The 16058-nt window shown below is 64.2% G+C and carries 18 protein-coding genes and 1 pseudogene; 11 read left to right on the forward strand and 8 right to left on the reverse strand.

Annotated features, from left to right (window positions below; all coding sequences use genetic code 11):
* Window positions 1-22: 22 nt before the first annotated feature.
* Together DFS21_RS04770 and DFS21_RS04775 are read left to right on the forward strand one after the other, a co-directional pair.
* Window positions 23-580 carry an L-threonylcarbamoyladenylate synthase gene (locus tag DFS21_RS04770; protein WP_038707096.1) on the forward strand — a complete coding sequence of 186 codons (558 nt, stop codon included), beginning with the start codon at window positions 23-25 and terminating at the stop codon, window positions 578-580.
* 435 nt (window positions 581-1015) lie between these two features.
* Window positions 1016-1327 (forward strand): hypothetical protein, encoded by a 312-nt coding sequence (locus DFS21_RS04775; protein ID WP_111531925.1) that lies wholly within the window; start codon window positions 1016-1018, stop codon window positions 1325-1327.
* A 116-nt stretch (window positions 1328-1443) separates the two neighbouring features.
* Here DFS21_RS04775 and DFS21_RS04780 read toward each other — a convergent pair whose 3' ends face one another.
* Window positions 1444-2421 carry an NADPH:quinone reductase gene (locus tag DFS21_RS04780; RefSeq protein ID WP_111531926.1) on the reverse strand — a complete coding sequence of 326 codons (978 nt, stop codon included), beginning with the start codon at window positions 2419-2421 and terminating at the stop codon, window positions 1444-1446.
* Window positions 2422-2554: 133 nt separating this feature from the next.
* On the opposite strand from DFS21_RS04780, the gene hemF reads away from it, so the two are divergent.
* Together hemF and aroE are read left to right on the forward strand one after the other, a co-directional pair.
* The gene (hemF, locus tag DFS21_RS04785; RefSeq protein WP_102682978.1) at window positions 2555-3466 is read left to right on the forward strand and encodes an oxygen-dependent coproporphyrinogen oxidase; all 912 of its coding nucleotides are present in this window, start codon (window positions 2555-2557) and stop codon (window positions 3464-3466) included.
* Window positions 3467-3491: 25 nt separating this feature from the next.
* Window positions 3492-4316 carry a shikimate dehydrogenase gene (gene aroE / locus DFS21_RS04790; RefSeq protein ID WP_102682979.1) on the forward strand — a complete coding sequence of 275 codons (825 nt, stop codon included), beginning with the start codon at window positions 3492-3494 and terminating at the stop codon, window positions 4314-4316.
* Window positions 4317-4394: 78 nt separating this feature from the next.
* Here the strand turns inward: aroE and DFS21_RS04795 are convergent, their stop codons facing one another.
* From DFS21_RS04795 to betC, 3 genes and pseudogenes are all read right to left on the reverse strand, one after another.
* On the reverse strand, window positions 4395-5960 hold the full coding sequence (locus tag DFS21_RS04795) for a SulP family inorganic anion transporter (RefSeq protein WP_110696918.1): 1566 nt from the start codon (window positions 5958-5960) through the stop codon (window positions 4395-4397).
* Between the two features lie 146 nt (window positions 5961-6106).
* Window positions 6107-7030, reverse strand: a pseudogene (choX, locus tag DFS21_RS04800) (choline ABC transporter substrate-binding protein).
* A 14-nt stretch (window positions 7031-7044) separates the two neighbouring features.
* On the reverse strand, window positions 7045-8562 hold the full coding sequence (gene betC / locus DFS21_RS04805) for a choline-sulfatase (protein ID WP_110696921.1): 1518 nt from the start codon (window positions 8560-8562) through the stop codon (window positions 7045-7047).
* Between the two features lie 109 nt (window positions 8563-8671).
* Here betC and DFS21_RS04810 point away from each other — a divergent pair, with 109 nt between their 5' ends.
* Together DFS21_RS04810 and DFS21_RS04815 are read left to right on the forward strand one after the other, a co-directional pair.
* Complete coding sequence (locus tag DFS21_RS04810) at window positions 8672-9568, forward strand: LysR family transcriptional regulator (protein WP_111531927.1); 897 nt, start codon at window positions 8672-8674, stop codon at window positions 9566-9568.
* Window positions 9569-9619: 51 nt separating this feature from the next.
* Window positions 9620-9952: a DOPA 4,5-dioxygenase family protein gene (locus DFS21_RS04815; RefSeq protein WP_110696925.1), complete on the forward strand. Its 333-nt coding sequence runs from the start codon at window positions 9620-9622 to the stop codon at window positions 9950-9952.
* Between the two features lie 74 nt (window positions 9953-10026).
* Here DFS21_RS04815 and trpA read toward each other — a convergent pair whose 3' ends face one another.
* Both trpA and trpB read right to left on the reverse strand, forming a co-directional pair.
* The gene (trpA, locus tag DFS21_RS04820) at window positions 10027-10836 is read right to left on the reverse strand and encodes a tryptophan synthase subunit alpha (protein WP_110696927.1); all 810 of its coding nucleotides are present in this window, start codon (window positions 10834-10836) and stop codon (window positions 10027-10029) included.
* A complete protein-coding gene (gene trpB, locus DFS21_RS04825; RefSeq protein WP_023631191.1) occupies window positions 10833-12050 on the reverse strand; it encodes a tryptophan synthase subunit beta in 1218 nt (405 codons plus the stop codon). Before trpB ends, trpA begins: the two co-directional genes overlap by 4 nt.
* A 111-nt stretch (window positions 12051-12161) precedes the next feature.
* Between trpB and DFS21_RS04830 the strand changes: the two genes are divergently transcribed.
* Window positions 12162-13058 carry a LysR family transcriptional regulator gene (locus DFS21_RS04830; protein WP_102682986.1) on the forward strand — a complete coding sequence of 299 codons (897 nt, stop codon included), beginning with the start codon at window positions 12162-12164 and terminating at the stop codon, window positions 13056-13058.
* On the opposite strand, the gene DFS21_RS04835 is transcribed toward DFS21_RS04830, so the two are convergent.
* Window positions 13055-13378: a YqjD family protein gene (locus tag DFS21_RS04835; protein WP_023632598.1), complete on the reverse strand. Its 324-nt coding sequence runs from the start codon at window positions 13376-13378 to the stop codon at window positions 13055-13057. The two genes, DFS21_RS04830 and DFS21_RS04835, sit on opposite strands and share 4 nt — an antisense overlap.
* Before the next feature lie 150 nt (window positions 13379-13528).
* Between DFS21_RS04835 and DFS21_RS04840 the strand changes: the two genes are divergently transcribed.
* Both DFS21_RS04840 and DFS21_RS04845 read left to right on the forward strand, forming a co-directional pair.
* Complete coding sequence (locus DFS21_RS04840; protein ID WP_023632599.1) at window positions 13529-13744, forward strand: dodecin; 216 nt, start codon at window positions 13529-13531, stop codon at window positions 13742-13744.
* A 102-nt stretch (window positions 13745-13846) separates the two neighbouring features.
* Window positions 13847-14068: a DUF1161 domain-containing protein gene (locus tag DFS21_RS04845; RefSeq protein ID WP_110696929.1), complete on the forward strand. Its 222-nt coding sequence runs from the start codon at window positions 13847-13849 to the stop codon at window positions 14066-14068.
* 68 nt (window positions 14069-14136) lie between these two features.
* On the opposite strand, the gene DFS21_RS04850 is transcribed toward DFS21_RS04845, so the two are convergent.
* Complete coding sequence (locus DFS21_RS04850) at window positions 14137-15141, reverse strand: LLM class flavin-dependent oxidoreductase (RefSeq protein ID WP_111531928.1); 1005 nt, start codon at window positions 15139-15141, stop codon at window positions 14137-14139.
* A 153-nt stretch (window positions 15142-15294) separates the two neighbouring features.
* On the opposite strand from DFS21_RS04850, the gene DFS21_RS04855 reads away from it, so the two are divergent.
* Window positions 15295-15720, forward strand: coding sequence for an OsmC family protein (locus DFS21_RS04855; protein ID WP_028688713.1), 426 nt, complete (start codon window positions 15295-15297; stop codon window positions 15718-15720).
* Between the two features lie 75 nt (window positions 15721-15795).
* Window positions 15796-16029 carry a DUF1161 domain-containing protein gene (locus DFS21_RS04860; RefSeq protein ID WP_111531929.1) on the forward strand — a complete coding sequence of 78 codons (234 nt, stop codon included), beginning with the start codon at window positions 15796-15798 and terminating at the stop codon, window positions 16027-16029.
* Window positions 16030-16058: the final 29 nt, after the last annotated feature.

Below are 16058 nucleotides of genomic sequence, written 5' to 3' on the forward strand. Positions count from 1 at the left end.
GCGTTTATGCGGAGAGACGGAAATGGTGAGCAGTTGGCGTGTGCAACAAGCCGCGCGTGAGGTGAAGGCGGGTGCGGTGATCGCCTATCCGACGGAAGCGGTCTGGGGCCTGGGCTGCGACCCGTGGAACGAGGACGCGGTGTATCGCCTGCTGGCGCTCAAGTCGCGGCCTGTGGATAAAGGCCTGATCCTGGTCGCCGACAGCATCCACCAGTTCGACTTCCTGTTCGAAGACTTCCCCCAGGACTGGATCGACCGCATGGCCGCCACCTGGCCGGGGCCGAACACTTGGCTGGTGCCGCACCAGGACCTGCTGCCCGAGTGGGTGACCGGGCAGCATGACAGCGTGGCATTGCGGGTCAGCGATCACCCACAGGTGCGTGAGCTGTGCGCGTTGGTCGGGCCGTTGATTTCCACGTCCTGCAACCCGGCCGGGCGTCCGGCGGCCAAGAGCCGGTTGCGGGTGGAGCAGTATTTCCACAAGCAGCTGGACATGGTGCTGGGTGGGGCGTTGGGGGGGCGGAAGAATCCAAGCCTGATTCGGGACCTGGCGACCGGTGAGGTTGTGCGCCCGGGGTGAAGACTCAAGCCCTGTGAGTAACCTTTGTGGGAGCTGGCTTGCCAGCGATGAGGCCAGCAGGGGCAGCATCATTGCCTGAACTGGCCCTATCGCTGGAAAGCCAGCTCCCACAGGGGCGGTGCTAGCTTCAGCATTTTCTGATCTTGATCCCCAAGGCTGCCCATCTCGAATTCAGAGAATTATCCTACGCAGTCTGTCGACTGCCATTACCTTCTCAGTGGGAACGCCTGCCTCTAGGCTCCAGACCGTCGCCGAATAACTTGGCGATCGGGTGTGGTAACCCGAGCAGGGAGAGATCTTCGCAGTCTATGGTGGCTGCATGCGGGAGGCCTCGTGCCTGCCGGGTTTTGAGATCTCTCCCGGTTTACCACCCCGTATGCAGCTGCCACCCATCCGTGTGGTAACGGATGCGTACCGGCCTAGACGCGAGATCTCATGATGAAAAAGATCGTGCCCGATCCACCCCTCCCCAACACCTCCACCCACCCCTTCGGCCGCTGCGACGCCGGCCACCCGCCGCTTTTCACCGTAAACCCCAACATCGAAGCCCATGACGCCCTGGTGCACATAGCGCTCTATCTGCGCTGCGCCTACGACACCGGCATCAAGGCACTCGACCACCTGCGCGATGAGGGGCGAGGCATGTACTGGTCGAGCCTACATTCGCTGGAAATGGCGGAGGGGTTGGTGGAGGCGATGCTTGAGGGCATTGAGTCAGCGTCTGTAGCCGAAAGGCCCGCTGGCTGAACTGGCGCCATCGCCGGCAAGCCGGCTCCCACAGGTACAGCGTCATCCAGGAGGTTTGCGCGGTCCCTGTGGGAGCTGGCTTGCCAGCGAATGGGCCGCAGAGCGGCCCCAGGATTTCAAGGCAGCAGAACAGTCGAGCCCACCGTCCGCCGCGCCGACAACTCACTCTGCGCCTTGGCCGCCTCACTCAACGGATACCGCTGCTGGATATCCACCACCAACTTGCCACTGGCGATCATCGCGAACAGGTCATCGGCCATGGCCTGGGTGTTCTCGGCGTTGTTGGCATAGCTCGCCAGCGTCGGCCGAGTGACATACAGCGACCCCTTCTGCGACAAAATCCCCAGGTTCACCCCGGTCACCGCGCCGGACGCATTGCCGAAGCTGACCATCAACCCACGCGGCTTCAGGCAATCCAGTGAAGTCAGCCAGGTATCCGCCCCCACGCCGTCATACACCACCGCGCACTTTTGACCGTCGGTCAGCTCCAGCACGCGTTTAGCCACATCTTCGTGGCTGTAGTCGATGGTCGCCCAGGCCCCGAGTGCCTTGGCCCGCTCGGCTTTCTGGGGAGAGCTGACAGTACCAATCAGCTTCGCCCCCAGTGCCTTGGCCCACTGACAAGCCAGCGATCCGACGCCACCGGCAGCAGCATGGAACAGCACGAAATCCCCCGGCTGCACGGCATAGGTCTGCTTGAGCAGGTACTGCGTGGTCAGCCCCTTGAGCATCACCGCCGCCGCCTGCTCGAAGCTGATCGCATCCGGCAGCTTGACCAGGTTGGCCTCCGGCAGTGTATGCACCTCGCTGTAGGCCCCCAGCGGCCCACCGGCATAAGCCACGCGGTCGCCGACCCGGATCCGGCTTACGCCCTCGCCCACCGCCTCGACCACCCCTGCCGCTTCGGTACCCAGCCCGGAAGGTAGCGACGGCGGCGCATACAGCCCGCCACGGAAATAGGTGTCGATGAAGTTCAGCCCGATCGCATGGTTACGCACCCGCACGTGCTGCGGGCCGGGGGGGGCGGGGTCGAACTCCACCAGTTGCAGGACTTCCGGGCCGCCATGCTGGCTGAACTGGATACGCTTGGCCATCACACACTCCTGTCGTCGAGGGTCGCAAAGGCCTTCTATCGGACGCCTTTGCTTGATCGCCGTCAACTGCGGCGCGGGGTTTGCCGGTGGTATGCTACGCGGCGAATTTTCCCCGCTCCTTCCAGGTGACCCGATGACCAGCCGCACCGAGGCCGTGAAAGCCTACCTGCTCGACCTGCAAGACCGCATCTGCACTGCCCTCGAGAATGAAGACGGCGGCGCCCGCTTCGTCGAGGATGCCTGGGTGCGCGATGCCGGCGGCGGCGGTCGCACGCGGGTGATCGGCGATGGCAAGGTGATCGAGAAAGGCGGGGTGAACTTCTCCCACGTGTTCGGCAGCGGCCTGCCGCCGTCGGCCAGTGCCCACCGCCCGGAGCTGGCGGGCCGTGGTTTCGAGGCGTTGGGCGTGTCGCTGGTGATCCACCCGCACAACCCGCATGTGCCGACTTCCCACGCCAACGTGCGGTTCTTCATCGCCGAAAAAGAGGGTGAAGAGGCGGTATGGTGGTTCGGCGGTGGCTTCGACCTGACCCCCTATTACGGCAATGAAGAAGACTGCGTGCACTGGCACCGCGTGGCCGAGCAGGCCTGCGCGCCGTTCGGCGCCGACGTGTACCCGCGCTACAAGGCCTGGTGCGACCGCTACTTCCACCTCAAGCACCGTGGCGAGCCACGCGGCATCGGCGGCCTGTTCTTCGATGACCTGAACGAGTGGGACTTCGACACCTGCTTCGCCTTCATCCGCGCCATCGGTGACGCCTATGTCGAGGCCTACTTGCCGATCGTCCAGCGTCGCAAGGACACCCCGTACACCCCCGCCCAGCGCGAATTCCAGGAGTACCGCCGTGGCCGCTACGTCGAGTTCAACCTGGTCTACGACCGTGGCACCTTGTTCGGCCTGCAGTCCGGTGGCCGCACCGAATCGATCCTGATGTCGCTGCCACCGCAGGTGCGCTGGGGTTACGATTGGAAGGCCGAGCCCGGCAGCGAGGAAGCGCGGCTGACCGAGTATTTCCTGCAGGACCGTGACTGGCTCGCCCGCTAAGCCTGTGGATAACCGAGGATCCCCCATGGACCAGTACGTTGTTTTCGGTAACCCCATCGGCCACAGCAAATCGCCGTTGATCCACCGCCTGTTCGCCGACCAGACCGGCGAGGACCTGGAGTACGCCACCCTGCTGGCGCCGCTGGACGAATTCAGCGACTGCGCCCGTGGCTTCTTCAAGCAAGGCAGCGGCGCCAACGTTACCGTGCCGTTCAAGGAGGAGGCCTACCGCCTGTGCGACAGCCTCACCCCACGCGCCAAGCGTGCCGGCGCGGTGAACACCTTGAGCAAGCTGGCCGACGGCACCTTGCAAGGCGACAACACCGACGGTGCTGGGCTGGTGCGTGACCTCACTGTCAACGCCGGGGTCGAGCTGGCCGGCAAGCGTATCCTCATCCTTGGTGCCGGCGGCGCGGTGCGTGGCGTGCTGGAGCCGATCCTGGCGCACAACCCGCAATCGCTGGTGATTGCCAACCGCACGGTGGAAAAGGCCGAGCAACTGGCCCGTGAGTTCGATGAGCTGGGTCCGGTGGTGGCCAGCGGTTTTGCCTGGTTGCAGGAGCCCGTGGACGTGATCATCAACGCCACTTCGGCGAGCCTGTCCGGCGAGCTGCCGCCGATTGCCGACAGCCTGGTCGAGGCGGGGCGTACCGTTTGCTACGACATGATGTATGGCAAGGAGCCGACGCCGTTCTGCCAGTGGGCCAGCAAGCTGGGTGCGGCCAAGGTACTGGATGGGCTGGGGATGCTGGCGGAGCAGGCCGCCGAGGCGTTCTTCATCTGGCGTGGGGTTCGGCCTGAGACCGGGCCGGTGCTGGATGAGCTGCGCCGGCAGTTGGCCCGCGGCTGAGCTTGGTACCCAATCGCGGGGCAAGCCCGCTCCCACGCCAGGATACGGTGTTGACGTGGGAGCGGGCTTGCCCCGCGATTAATCCACGAACCTGATTGGACAACTTTGGATCCCTTCCAGCTTCTGCAACTCCTCCATCACCTGCGGCCTTGCCCGCTGCAACGTCAGGCTCCCGCCACTGCGCATCAACCGCCTCGCCTCGCGGTGCAACATATCCACACCCGAGTAATCGATGAAGTTCACCTGCCGCGCATCGATCACTACGTGTGGCCCCTGGCAGCGCTGAAGGCGCACCTGCAGGTAATGCGCCGCGCCAAAGAAGATCGACCCGCCCACCCGCAAGATGTCCGCCTCCCCTTCCCGGCTTTGCTGCACCCGTGGCCGTGAGGTGCGCTTGAGGTAAAAGAACAATGAGGCCAGCACCCCGGCATAAATCGCCGTCTGCAACTCCAGCAGCAACGTCGCCGCCGCCGTCAGCGCCATCACCAGGAACTCCGAGCGGCTGACCCGGAACAGCGCGCGAATGCCGCGATGGTCCACCAGCCCCCAGCAGATCAGCAGGATGCTCCCTGCCATCGCCGGGATCGGCAGGTGGGCGATCAGTCCGGCACCGGTCACGGCGAACAGCGCCACCCACAGCGCCGAGAACACCCCGGCCAGTGGCGACCGCGCACCTGCGTCGTAACTGAGGCCCGAGCGAGTGAAGGAACCTGCAGACAGATAACCGGAGAAAAATGCGCCGCCGATATTCGACAGGCCCTGTGCGCGGATTTCCTGGTCAGGGTCGATCAGTTGCTCCGAACGTGCCGACAACGAGCGAGCAATCGACAGGCTGGTGACCAGCCCCAGCATGCCCACCGCCACGGCGCTTGGCAGCAGGCGCAGCATCAGCTCCACATCCAGCAGAGGCAGCGGGCTAAAGGGCGGGAGCTGCCCGGTGAACGCAGCCACCCTGGGCACATGGCCGAAGACGCCGGGTAATAGCCAGGCCACCAGGCTGACCAGCAGCAGGCTTATCAACAGGCTTGGCCAGCGCGGGCGCCAAAGTTTCAACGCGATACCGAACACCAGTGTGGCCAGGCCCAGGGCCAGAGACGGCAGGTCCACTTCGCCGACATGGCCGGCCAGATCCTGCACGGTCTTCAACGCCGTGGCCTGGCTCGGCAGATCCATCCCCAGCAGGTTCGGTAACTGCCCAAGGGCGATGACGATGGCGGCGCCGAGGGTGAAGCCCAGCACCACCGAGTGGGAAACGAAATTGACCAGCGCACCGAAGCGCAACAGCCCCAGCAGCAACTGGAAGATGCCGCCGAGGAAGGTCAGCAGCAGTACCAGGGTCACATAGTCGGCGCTGCCGGCCACGGCCAGGGGGCTGATGCTGGCGTAGAGGACGATGGAGATGGCGGCCGTGGGCCCGCAGATCAGGTGCCAGGACGAGCCCCACAGGCAGGCGATCAGCACTGGGACGATGGCGGCGTACAGGCCGTACTCGGCGGGCAGGCCGGCGATCAGGGCGTAGGCGATGGACTGCGGCAGGGCGAGGATGGCGCCGCTCAGGCCCACCAGCAGGTCCTGGCGCAGGCTGCGGCCCGATTGACGGGGCAGCCAGGTGAGGAAGGGCAGCAGGTGAGTCAGGCGGGGCATGGGGCAAACTCGCTTAGGATCCGATCTTGTGTTGGCCTTGCTGGCCTCATCGCCGGCAAGCCGGCTCCCACAGTGATACCACAAGCCTCAAGACTGTCGCTGGGAGGTGGCTTGCCAGCGATGAGGCCGGAACTGGCTGCAAGGCTCTAGAGTCTGCCTGTTACGGCCTCTTGGGCGCTGCCACCGGCTTTGGTGGTCACTCCAGCCAACCACCCTTCCAGCACCTGCGGATGGGCCTTCACCCAACCCCTGGCCGCCTCATCGAAGCTCACCTTCTTATCCACAACCTCGGCCATGATGCTGTTCTCCATCTCCAGCGAGAACTTCAAGTTCCCCAGCAGCTTCGCCGCATTCGGGCAGGCTTGTGAATAACCTTTGCGGGTCAGGGTGTAGACATCGCCCTTGCTGCCGAACCATTTCTCCCCGCCCGTGAGGTAATGCATCTTCAGCTTCACGTTCATCGGATGCGGAGTCCAGCCAAGGAAGGTGATGTACTGCTGCTTCTTCACTGCCCGGTCCACTTGAGCGAGCATCGCCTGCTCGCTGGACTCGACCAGTTTCCACTGGCCAAGGTCGAACTCATTCTTGTCGATGATCTCTTTCAGCGACAAGTTCGCCGGCGCGCCGGAGCCGATGCCGTAGAGCTTCTTGTCGAACTGATCGGCATGCTTGTGCAGGTCGGCGAAGTCTTTCACGCCCGCGTTCCATACGTAATCGGGCACCGCCAGGGTGAACTCGGTGCCTTCCAGGTTCTTCGCCAGCTGCTGCACATCGCCATTGGCGATGAACTTGTCATGGAAGCCCTGCTGCGCCGGCATTCAGTTGCCGAGGAAAGCATCCACCCGGCCATCTTTCAGGCCGCCGTAGATGATCGGCACGGCCAGGCTGTCGATCTTCACCTGGTACCCCAGGCTTTCCAGGAGCAGCCGGGCCACGGCGTTGGTGCTGGCGATATCGCTCCAGCCGGGGTCGGCCATCTTCACGGTGCTGCATTGCGCGTCGCTGTCGGCGGCGTGGGCCGTGCCCAGGCTCAGGGCCAGGGTGAGCACGGCGGTGGAGAACTTCTGCATGGCGGCCTCTCTTCTCAATCCAGGGGTGCGGGCTGTGGATAACGTGCCTTGCGCTCGAGGTCGTCGAGATCGATATGGTTGCGCATGTACTGTTGGCTGGCGTCCACCAACGGTTGGTGGTCCCAGCTTTTCAGCTTGCCGATGGCCAGTGCCTCGGCCACCAGGCGGCGGCGCCGTTGGCTGGCCAGCACCTGCTGGCGCAGGGCCGGGATATCCCAGCGCTGCCTGGCTTCATCGGCAAATGCCTGCAGCAGCGCCTGGTGGTCCGGGCTGCCGGTGAGGTTCTCCCGCTCGTGCGGGTCGCGGCTCAGGTCGTAGAGTAGCCATGGGTCGTCTTCGCTGTACACGAACTTGTAGGGGCCACGGCGGATCATCATCAGCGGGCCGACCGTGCCTTCGGCCATGTACTCGCCTATTACCTCGTCATGCCCGCCCTGCCCTTGCAGGTGGCCGAGCAGCGAGCGGCCGTCCAGGTGCAGGTGGTTATCCACAGCGCCGCCGGCCAGTTCGACCAGGGTCGGCAACAGGTCGCAGGTGGAAACGCTGGCACTGACGCGAGCTGGCCCGAAGCGCTTGGGCGCGTGGATCAGCAGCGGCACCCGCGCCGACATCTCGAACCAGTGCATCTTGTACCAGAGCCCGCGCTCGCCAAGCATGTCGCCGTGATCGCCCGAGAACACGATCAGGGTGTCGTCGGCCAGGCCGCACTCCTCGAGGGTTTGCAGCAGCTTGCCGATGTTGTCGTCGATGTAGCTGCAGGCGCCGAAGTAGGCACGGCGGGCGTCGCGGATCTTGTCCACGGGCAGCGGCTTGTTCCACAGGTCGTAGACCTTGAGCAGGCGTTGCGAATGCGGGTCCTGCTCGCCCTGAGCGATCTCGTCCCGCGGCAGTGGGATATCCACAGCCTCGTACATGTCCCAGTAGTGCTTGGGAATGGTGTAGGGGTCGTGGGGGTGGGTCATGGAGACGGTCAGACAGAACGGCCGGCCGTCGTCCTCGCGCACATGGTCATAGAGGTACTGGCGCGCCTTGAACACCACCTCTTCGTCGAAATCCAGCTGGTTGGTGCGCACGCAGGGCCCGGCCTGCAACACCGAGGACATGTTGTGGTACCAGCTTGGGCGCACCTCCGGTTCATCCCAGTTCACCGCCCAGCCGTAGTCTGCCGGGTAGATATCGCTGGTCAGGCGTTCTTCGTAGCCGTGCAGTTGGTCCGGGCCGCAGAAGTGCATCTTGCCCGATAGCGCTGTGCGGTAGCCGAGGCGGCGCAGGTAGTGGGCGTAGGTGGGCACGTCGGCGGGGAAATCGGCAGCGTTGTCGTAGGCGCCGATACGGCTGGGCAACTGACCGCTGACCAGGGTGAAGCGCGACGGCGCACACAGGGGGCTGTTGCAGTAGGCACTGTCGAACACCACGGCCTGTTCGGCGAGGCGGGCCAGGTGGGGCATCTTTATCGGCGATGGGTTGTAGATCGGCAGCAAGGGCGCGGCCATCTGATCGGCCATGATGAACAGGATGTTGGGTCGCTTCATGGGTGCCTTCCATCGTCGAGAGTTATGGGTACCACTTGCAATCCAGCATGCGGCTGTGGATAACAGGGGTAAAGCCCATGCCGGGCAATGACTGGGATTAGCCAAGCTTATGTTTGAGCACCTTGCCGACCTGCCCCTCGACACCTTGCGCGTGTTCGAGGCCGCCGCCCGCCTGCGCAGTTTCACCACTGCCGCCGTGGAGCTGGGCACCACCCAGCCGGCGGTCAGCCAGCAGATGAAGCGCCTGGAGGCGCAGTTGGGCACAAGGTTGTTCGACCGGATCTACCGGGGCATCGAGCTGACCGAGGCGGGGTTGCTGTTGTTCGAGCAGGTGCACCAGGGCTTGCAGGCGATGGACGATGGCGTTGCACAAGCCAGTGGGCGCGGCCAGCGCGAGGTGCTGCAGGTGGCTACCGACTTCGCCTTTGCGGCGTTCTGGCTGATGCCGCGCTTGCAGCGTTTCCACGAGGCATATCCACAGGTGGACGTCAGCCTGGTGACCGGCGAGCGCAGCCAGGCGATGCTGCGCCCGGACATCGATGTGGCGGTGCTGTTCGGTGATGGGCGCTTCCATCAGGGGGAGAGCCGCTGGCTGTTCGATGAGGAAGTTTTCCCGGTGTGCAGCCCTCGGCTGATTCATGGCAAACCCTTGTCAGCCGTGGCTTTACAGCGATTGCCATTGCTGCACTTGAAGGGTGAGCAGGCCAGTCGCTGGTTCGATTGGGCTGGGGTTTTCCGTGGTCTTGGTGTGGACAGCCCTCCTCCGTCCGGTCAACTGCGGTTCGACAACTACACCCTGCTGATTCAGGCCGCAATTGCCGGCCAGGGCGTGGCGATCGGCTGGGCGCACCTGGTGGACGGGCTGGTCGAGCAGGGGCTGCTGTGCCGGCCGCTGGAAGGCAGCTTGCGCTCGAAGCGGGGGTATTACGTGGTACTGCCGCCACGCAAGCGGCGTGGGGCGTTGATCGAGCGGTTTGTGGATTGGCTGGAGCAGGAGCGCCTGTAATGAGATGGCGTAGACTCCAAGATATTCGCATTACTGCAATCAGGAGCCACCGTGCAAAGGATCAAGGGCTATCACGCCCACGTGTACTACGACGCATCGACCATGGAACAGGCCCGTGAACTATGCGAGGAGGCGACGCGGCTGTTCCCCGTGGCCATGGGCCGCATGCACCAGAAACCGGTCGGGCCGCACCCGGACTGGAGCTGCCAGCTGGCGTTCGGGCCGGAGGTGGTGGGGGTGGTACTGCCGTGGCTGGCGCTGTATCGCAAGGGGCTGGTGGTGTTCCTGCACCCGGAAACCGGGGATGAATTGGCGGATCACCGCGATCATGCGATCTGGATGGGGGCGATCAGGCCGCTGGACCTGTCGATTTTCGAAGGCTAGTTGCTTGGGCCGGCAAGCTCCCACGAGTCGTGTGGGAGCCGGCTTGCCGGCGATCGAGGGCGAAGCCCTCGCGCTTAGTTGCGTGCCGCGCGCACACCTTCAGCCAGCGCCGTGCACAGGCTCAGCACATCATTCACGGCCTGGTCGGCATTCTTGGCCTGGGCGATCTTGTCGACCAGCGCCGAGCCCACCACCACGCCATCGGCCAGGCGGGCGATAGCCGCAGCCTGCTCCGGTGTACGAATGCCGAAACCAACGCTGATCGGCAGGTCGGTATGCCGACGCAGGCGCGCAATGGCCTCGGTCACATGCTCGGTGGTCGCCGAGCCCGCACCGGTCACGCCGGCCACCGACACGTAGTAGACGAACCCGGAGCTGCGCTCCAGCACGCGCGGCAGGCGCGCGTCGTCGGTGGTTGGGGTGGTCAGGCGGATGAAGTCGATGCCGGCGGCCTGGGCCGGGGTAGCCAGCTCGGCGTCGTGCTCCGGCGGCAGGTCGACGATGATCAGGCCATCGACACCAGCTTCCTTGGCTTCGGCGACGAACTGCTCCACGCCGAAGCGATGGATCGGGTTGTAGTAACCCATCAGCACGATCGGGGTGGTTTGGTTCTCCACACGGAATTCACGCACCATTTTCAGGGTCTTGGCCAGGGTCTGGCCAGCTTCCAGGGCGCGCAGGGTGGCGAGCTGGATGGCCACGCCGTCGGCCATCGGGTCGGTGAACGGCATGCCCAGCTCGATCACGTCGGCACCGGCGGCCGGCAGGCCCTTGAGGATTTTCAGCGAGGCATCGTAGCCGGGGTCGCCAGCGGTAACGAAGGTGACCAATGCCGAGCGGCCTTCGGCCTTGAGATCGGCGAAGCGTTGTTCGAGACGGCTCATGCCTGTTTCTCCTGGGCGGCCATATGGTTCATCACGGTTTGCATGTCCTTGTCGCCGCGACCGGACAGGCAGATCACCATCAAGTGGTCCTTGGGCAGCGTCGGCGCGCGCTTGATCGCCTCGGCCAGGGCGTGGGAGCTTTCCAGCGCCGGGATGATGCCTTCCAGTCGGCAGCTGGTGTGGAAGGCGTCGAGGGCTTCGTCGTCGGTGATGCTGACGTACTCCACGCGCTTCACTTCGTGCAGGTAAGCATGCTCCGGTCCGATGCCGGGGTAGTCCAAGCCTGCAGAGATCGAGTGGGCGTCGGTGATCTGACCGTCGTCGTCCTGCAGCAGGTAAGTGCGGTTGCCATGCAGCACACCCGGCACGCCGCCGTTCAGGCTGGCCGCGTGCTTGTCGGTGTGCACGCCGTGGCCGCCGGCCTCGACGCCGATGATCTTGACGCTCGGCTCTTCGAGGAACTCGTGGAACAGGCCCATGGCGTTGGAGCCGCCGCCGACGCAGGCGATCAGGCTGTCGGGCAGGCGCCCTTCCTTCTCGTGCAGTTGGGCGCGGGTCTCTTTGCCGATGATCGACTGGAAGTCGCGGACCATCGCCGGGTACGGGTGGGGACCCGCCACGGTGCCGATCAGGTAGAAGGTGTCGTCGACGTTGGTGACCCAGTCGCGCAGGGCCTCGTTCATCGCGTCCTTGAGCGTGCCGGTGCCGGCGGTGACCGGGACGATCTCGGCGCCCAGCAGCTTCATGCGGAACACATTGGCCTGCTGGCGCTCGATGTCGGTGGCGCCCATGTAGATCACGCAGGGCAGGCCGAAGCGCGCGGCGACGGTGGCGGTGGCCACGCCGTGCATGCCGGCGCCGGTTTCGGCGATCAGGCGTTTCTTGCCCATGCGCTTGGCCAGCAGCACCTGGCCGATGCAGTTGTTCACCTTGTGCGCGCCGGTGTGGTTGAGTTCTTCACGCTTGAAGAAGATCTTGGCGCCGCCGCAGTGCTCGGTCAGGCGCTCGGCGAAGTACAGCGGGTTGGGCCGGCCGATGTAGTCGCGTTGGAAGTAGGCCAGCTCTTCGAGGAACTTGGGATCGGCCTTGGCGGCTTCGTATTCGCGGGCAAGGTCGAGCACCAGCGGCATCAGGGTTTCGGCCACGTAGCGGCCGCCGAACGAGCCGAACAGGCCGTTGGCGTCGGGGCCGGGGCGGTATTGGGTCTGGGTCATGGGGCGCTCCGTAGGCGAAGTAGAGATTCGATGGGCTTTACTCTAACCACGACGTGGCCGGCTGAAAACCGATAAGATTGCGCAAACCTGTCAGGAAAACTCACAAGTAAGATGGCTCAGGACCTTCCTCCCCTCAATGCGTTGCGGGCCTTCGAGGCGACAGCCCGGCTGAACAGCGTCAGCCAGGCAGCAGAAGCGCTTCATGTCACCCATGGCGCGGTCAGCCGGCAGATCAAGGTGCTTGAGGAGCATCTGGGGGTAGCCTTGTTCGTCAAGGACGGGCGTGGCGTCAAACTCACAGATGCCGGTGTGCGTCTGCGCGATGCCAGCTTCGAGGCCTTCGACCGGCTGCGCGGTGTCTGCGCCGAGCTTTCCCGCGCTGCCGACGAAGCGCCGTTCGTGCTCGGTTGTTCCGGCAGCTTGCTGGCGCGTTGGTTCATCCCGCGCCTGGGGCGCCTGAAAGCTGACCTGCCGGAGCTGCGCCTGCACCTGTCAGCGGGCGAAGGTGACCTTGATCCGCGACGCCCGGGGTTGGACGCACTGCTGGTTTACGCAGAGCCACCGTGGCCGGCGGACATGCAGGTGCATGTGCTTGCCGAAGAGCGCATCGGCCCGGTGATGAGCCCGCGCTTTGACGCTTTCGATCGTTTGAAAGCCTTGCCAGCCGTGGCTTTGCAGCATGTTGCCGTACTCCATACGACCTCGCGGCCGCAGGCTTGGCCTACCTGGGCGCGACAGCATGGGCTGGCGCCCGAGGCGCTGAGCTACGGGCAAGCCTTCGAGCATCTCTACTACTTGCTGGAAGCAGCGGTAGCCGGGCTGGGTGTGGCCATCGCCCCGCAACCGCTGGTGGCCGACGACTTGAAGGCTGGGCGGTTGGCCGCGCCATGGGGCTTTTCCCCCACCAATGCGGCACTGGCCTTGTGGGTACCCCGGCGCGCCGCGGACGGGCGCGCCGAGCAACTGGCGCAATGGCTGCGCCAGGAGCTGCAGCGACAGACGGGTTAGTTGCGGCGGCACATCAGGTAGGCGGCCAGCAGGCCCAAGGCGCCCACCGCGACACCTGCGGTGGTCCAGGGGTGTTCCTGGGCGTAGTCGCGGGTGGCTACACCGGTTTCGCGGGTGCGGGTCTTCACTTCCTCATAGGCATCGCTGAGCAGACTGCGTGAGTGCTTGAGGGCGCTTTCGGCGTTGCCGCGCAGCGTCTTCATGGTCTTCTGCGTTTCTTCCGACGCATCGTGCTTGAGGCCTTCCAGAGTCTTGAGGAGGCTTTCGATCTCGGCTTCCATGCTTTCCAGTGAGGTTTTGCGCAACGCATTACGTGCCATGTCGACTCTCCTTGCTGAGTGGGGATGTACAGGTTGCGACTGCGCAGCGGGGTGAAAGTGCGATCGAACTTTCCCCTGCGGCGATCGCTCGCAGGTAAACCGGGCCTGTGCTGCTAGGCTCAAGCCACTACCCACTCAAGGAGAGCGCTCATGTCGGATCATCACACCTACAAGAAGATCGAGCTGGTCGGGTCTTCGCCCACCAGCATCGAAGAAGCGATCAATAATGCCCTGGCCGAGGCCGGCAAGAGCATCAAGCACCTGGAATGGTTCGAAGTGATCGATACCCGCGGGCATATCCGTGACAACAAGGCCGCGCATTTCCAGGTGACGTTGAAGGTTGGGTTCCGCATCGCCAACAGCTGAAACCAAGCTGGGCTAGGCTTGCCCGGCGTGTTGGGGTATCAAGGTTGCAGGGCGCGTGCTTCGCGCCCTTTTTGTCTTTGATCTGTACAAGGAAAGCGATCGATGAAGAAATTGATTCTGGCCGTGGGGCTGATGGTGTTGGCTGGCGGCGCGATGGCAGCGGGCAAGCCGTGCGAGGAACTCAAGGCTGAGATTGCGGCGAAGCTGGATGCCAAAGGGGTGAAGGGCTATACGCTGGAAATCGTCAATAAGGGCGATCCGGCAGGCCAGGTGGTGGGGAGCTGCGAGGGTGGGACCAAGGAGATTGTCTACCGCCGCAGTTGACTGCCCTCATCGCGGGGCAAGCCCGCTCCCACCGGAATCGTGGGAGCGGGCTTGCCCCGCGATAGCGTTCACTCGACTTTCAAGGCTTGCGCCATCAATTCATAGGACCTGATCCGGTCAGCATGCTCATACAGGTCACTGGTGAAAATCAGCTCGTCCGCCCCTGTCTGCTCCAGCAATACCTCGACCTTCGCCCGCACCTTCTGCGGGCTGCCGATCATCGCCAGGCCCAGGAAGCTGCTCACCGCATCACGTTCATGGGGCAGCCAGAGGCCATTCATGCTCTCGACGGGCGGACGCTGCATCAGGCTCTGGCCACGGATCAGCGCGAGGATGCGCTGGTACACCGAGGTGGCCAGGTATTCGGCCTTTTCGTCGGTTTCAGCCACCACCATCGGAATGCCCAGCATCACGTAAGGCTTGTCCAGCGTCGTCGACGGTTTGAAATGGTCGCGATAGATGCGGATCGCCTCGTGCATGTAGCGCGGCGCGAAATGCGAAGCAAAGGCGTAGGGCATGCCGCGCATGCCGGCGAGCTGGGCACTGAACAGGCTGGAGCCGAGCAGCCACATGGGTACCTCGGTGTCGTGGCCGGGCACGGCGATGACTTTCTGGTCGTCGGTGCGCGGGCCCAGGTAGCGCGACAGTTCCTCGACATCGTCCGGAAAGTCGTCGGCGCTGCCGGAGCGCTCGCGACGCAAGGCGCGGGCGGTCATCGGGTCGGAACCTGGGGCGCGGCCCAGGCCCAGGTCGATGCGGCCTGGGTACAGGCTGGCGAGGGTGCCGAACTGTTCGGCGATCACCAGCGGTGCGTGGTTGGGCAGCATCACACCGCCAGAGCCGATGCGGATGGTCGAGGTACCACCGGCGAGGTAACCGATCAGCACGGCGGTGGCCGAGCTGGCGATACCGTCCATGTTGTGATGCTCGGCGACCCAGAAGCGGTTGTAGCCGAATCGCTCGACGTGTTGCGCCAGGTCGAGCGAATTGCGCAGCGATTGCGCCGGGCTGCCGTCGGCGCGCACGGGCACCAGGTCGAGGGTGGAAATCTTCAGGTCTCGCAGGTGCGTCATTGGAGCCTCCGCTACAGGTGGTTGGCCATGGGCCTTCTCGTCTCTGTATGGGCATATTCGCTGGATTCAATGCCTTCTTACAGATTGATCTGAACTTGGCGTGGGCCTGGTCCTCAGAACCTTAGACACCTCAACCCTGTGACAGGAGGCAGCATGAAGAAGACAGCATCGGCGGTCTGGCAAGGTGGCCTGAAGGACGGCAAGGGCCAGATATCCACTGAAAGCGGCGCGCTCAAGCAAGCGCCCTACGGCTTCAACACCCGCTTCGAAGGCACGCCCGGGACCAACCCGGAGGAGCTGATCGGCGCTGCCCATGCTGGCTGTTTCTCCATGGCGTTGTCGATGATGTTGGGCGAGGCGGGATTCACGCCTGAACGAATTGACACTCACGCTGAGGTGAGCCTGGACAAGCAGGCCGATGGCTTTGCCATCACCGCCGTTCACCTGACCCTCAAAGCCACCGTGCCTGGGGCCAGCGAGGCGCAGTTCCAGGAGATCGCCAACAAGGCCAAGGCCGGCTGCCCGGTATCCAAGGTGCTGAACGCGACCATCAGCCTTGATGCCACGCTGCTTTCCTAGGAGGCGCAACGGCGGCGGTTTCCTGTAGTCTAACCAGCGTTGGCAGCTCGTCTGCCCTGCCTCAGGAGCCGTTCCATGATCCGCGTAGCATTTGGTGTGCTGGCTTCCCTGCTGGCCACCGCCGCACTGGCCGCGCCCAAGCCGTGCGAGGAACTGAAGGCCGAGATCGAAGCGAAGATCCAGGCGCGCGGGGTGACGTCCTACACGCTGGAGATAGTGCCCAACAGCGAAGTCCATGACCGGAGCATGGTCGTGGGAAGTTGTGAGGGTGGAACCAAGAAGATCATTTATCAAAAGAATGATCGGTAACACAGGGGCCGCGTTGCGGCCCCGTGGTT

Origin of the sequence: Pseudomonas sp. 2848, assembly GCF_003253945.1 — a bacterium.
Classification (GTDB): Bacteria; Pseudomonadota; Gammaproteobacteria; order Pseudomonadales; family Pseudomonadaceae; genus Aquipseudomonas.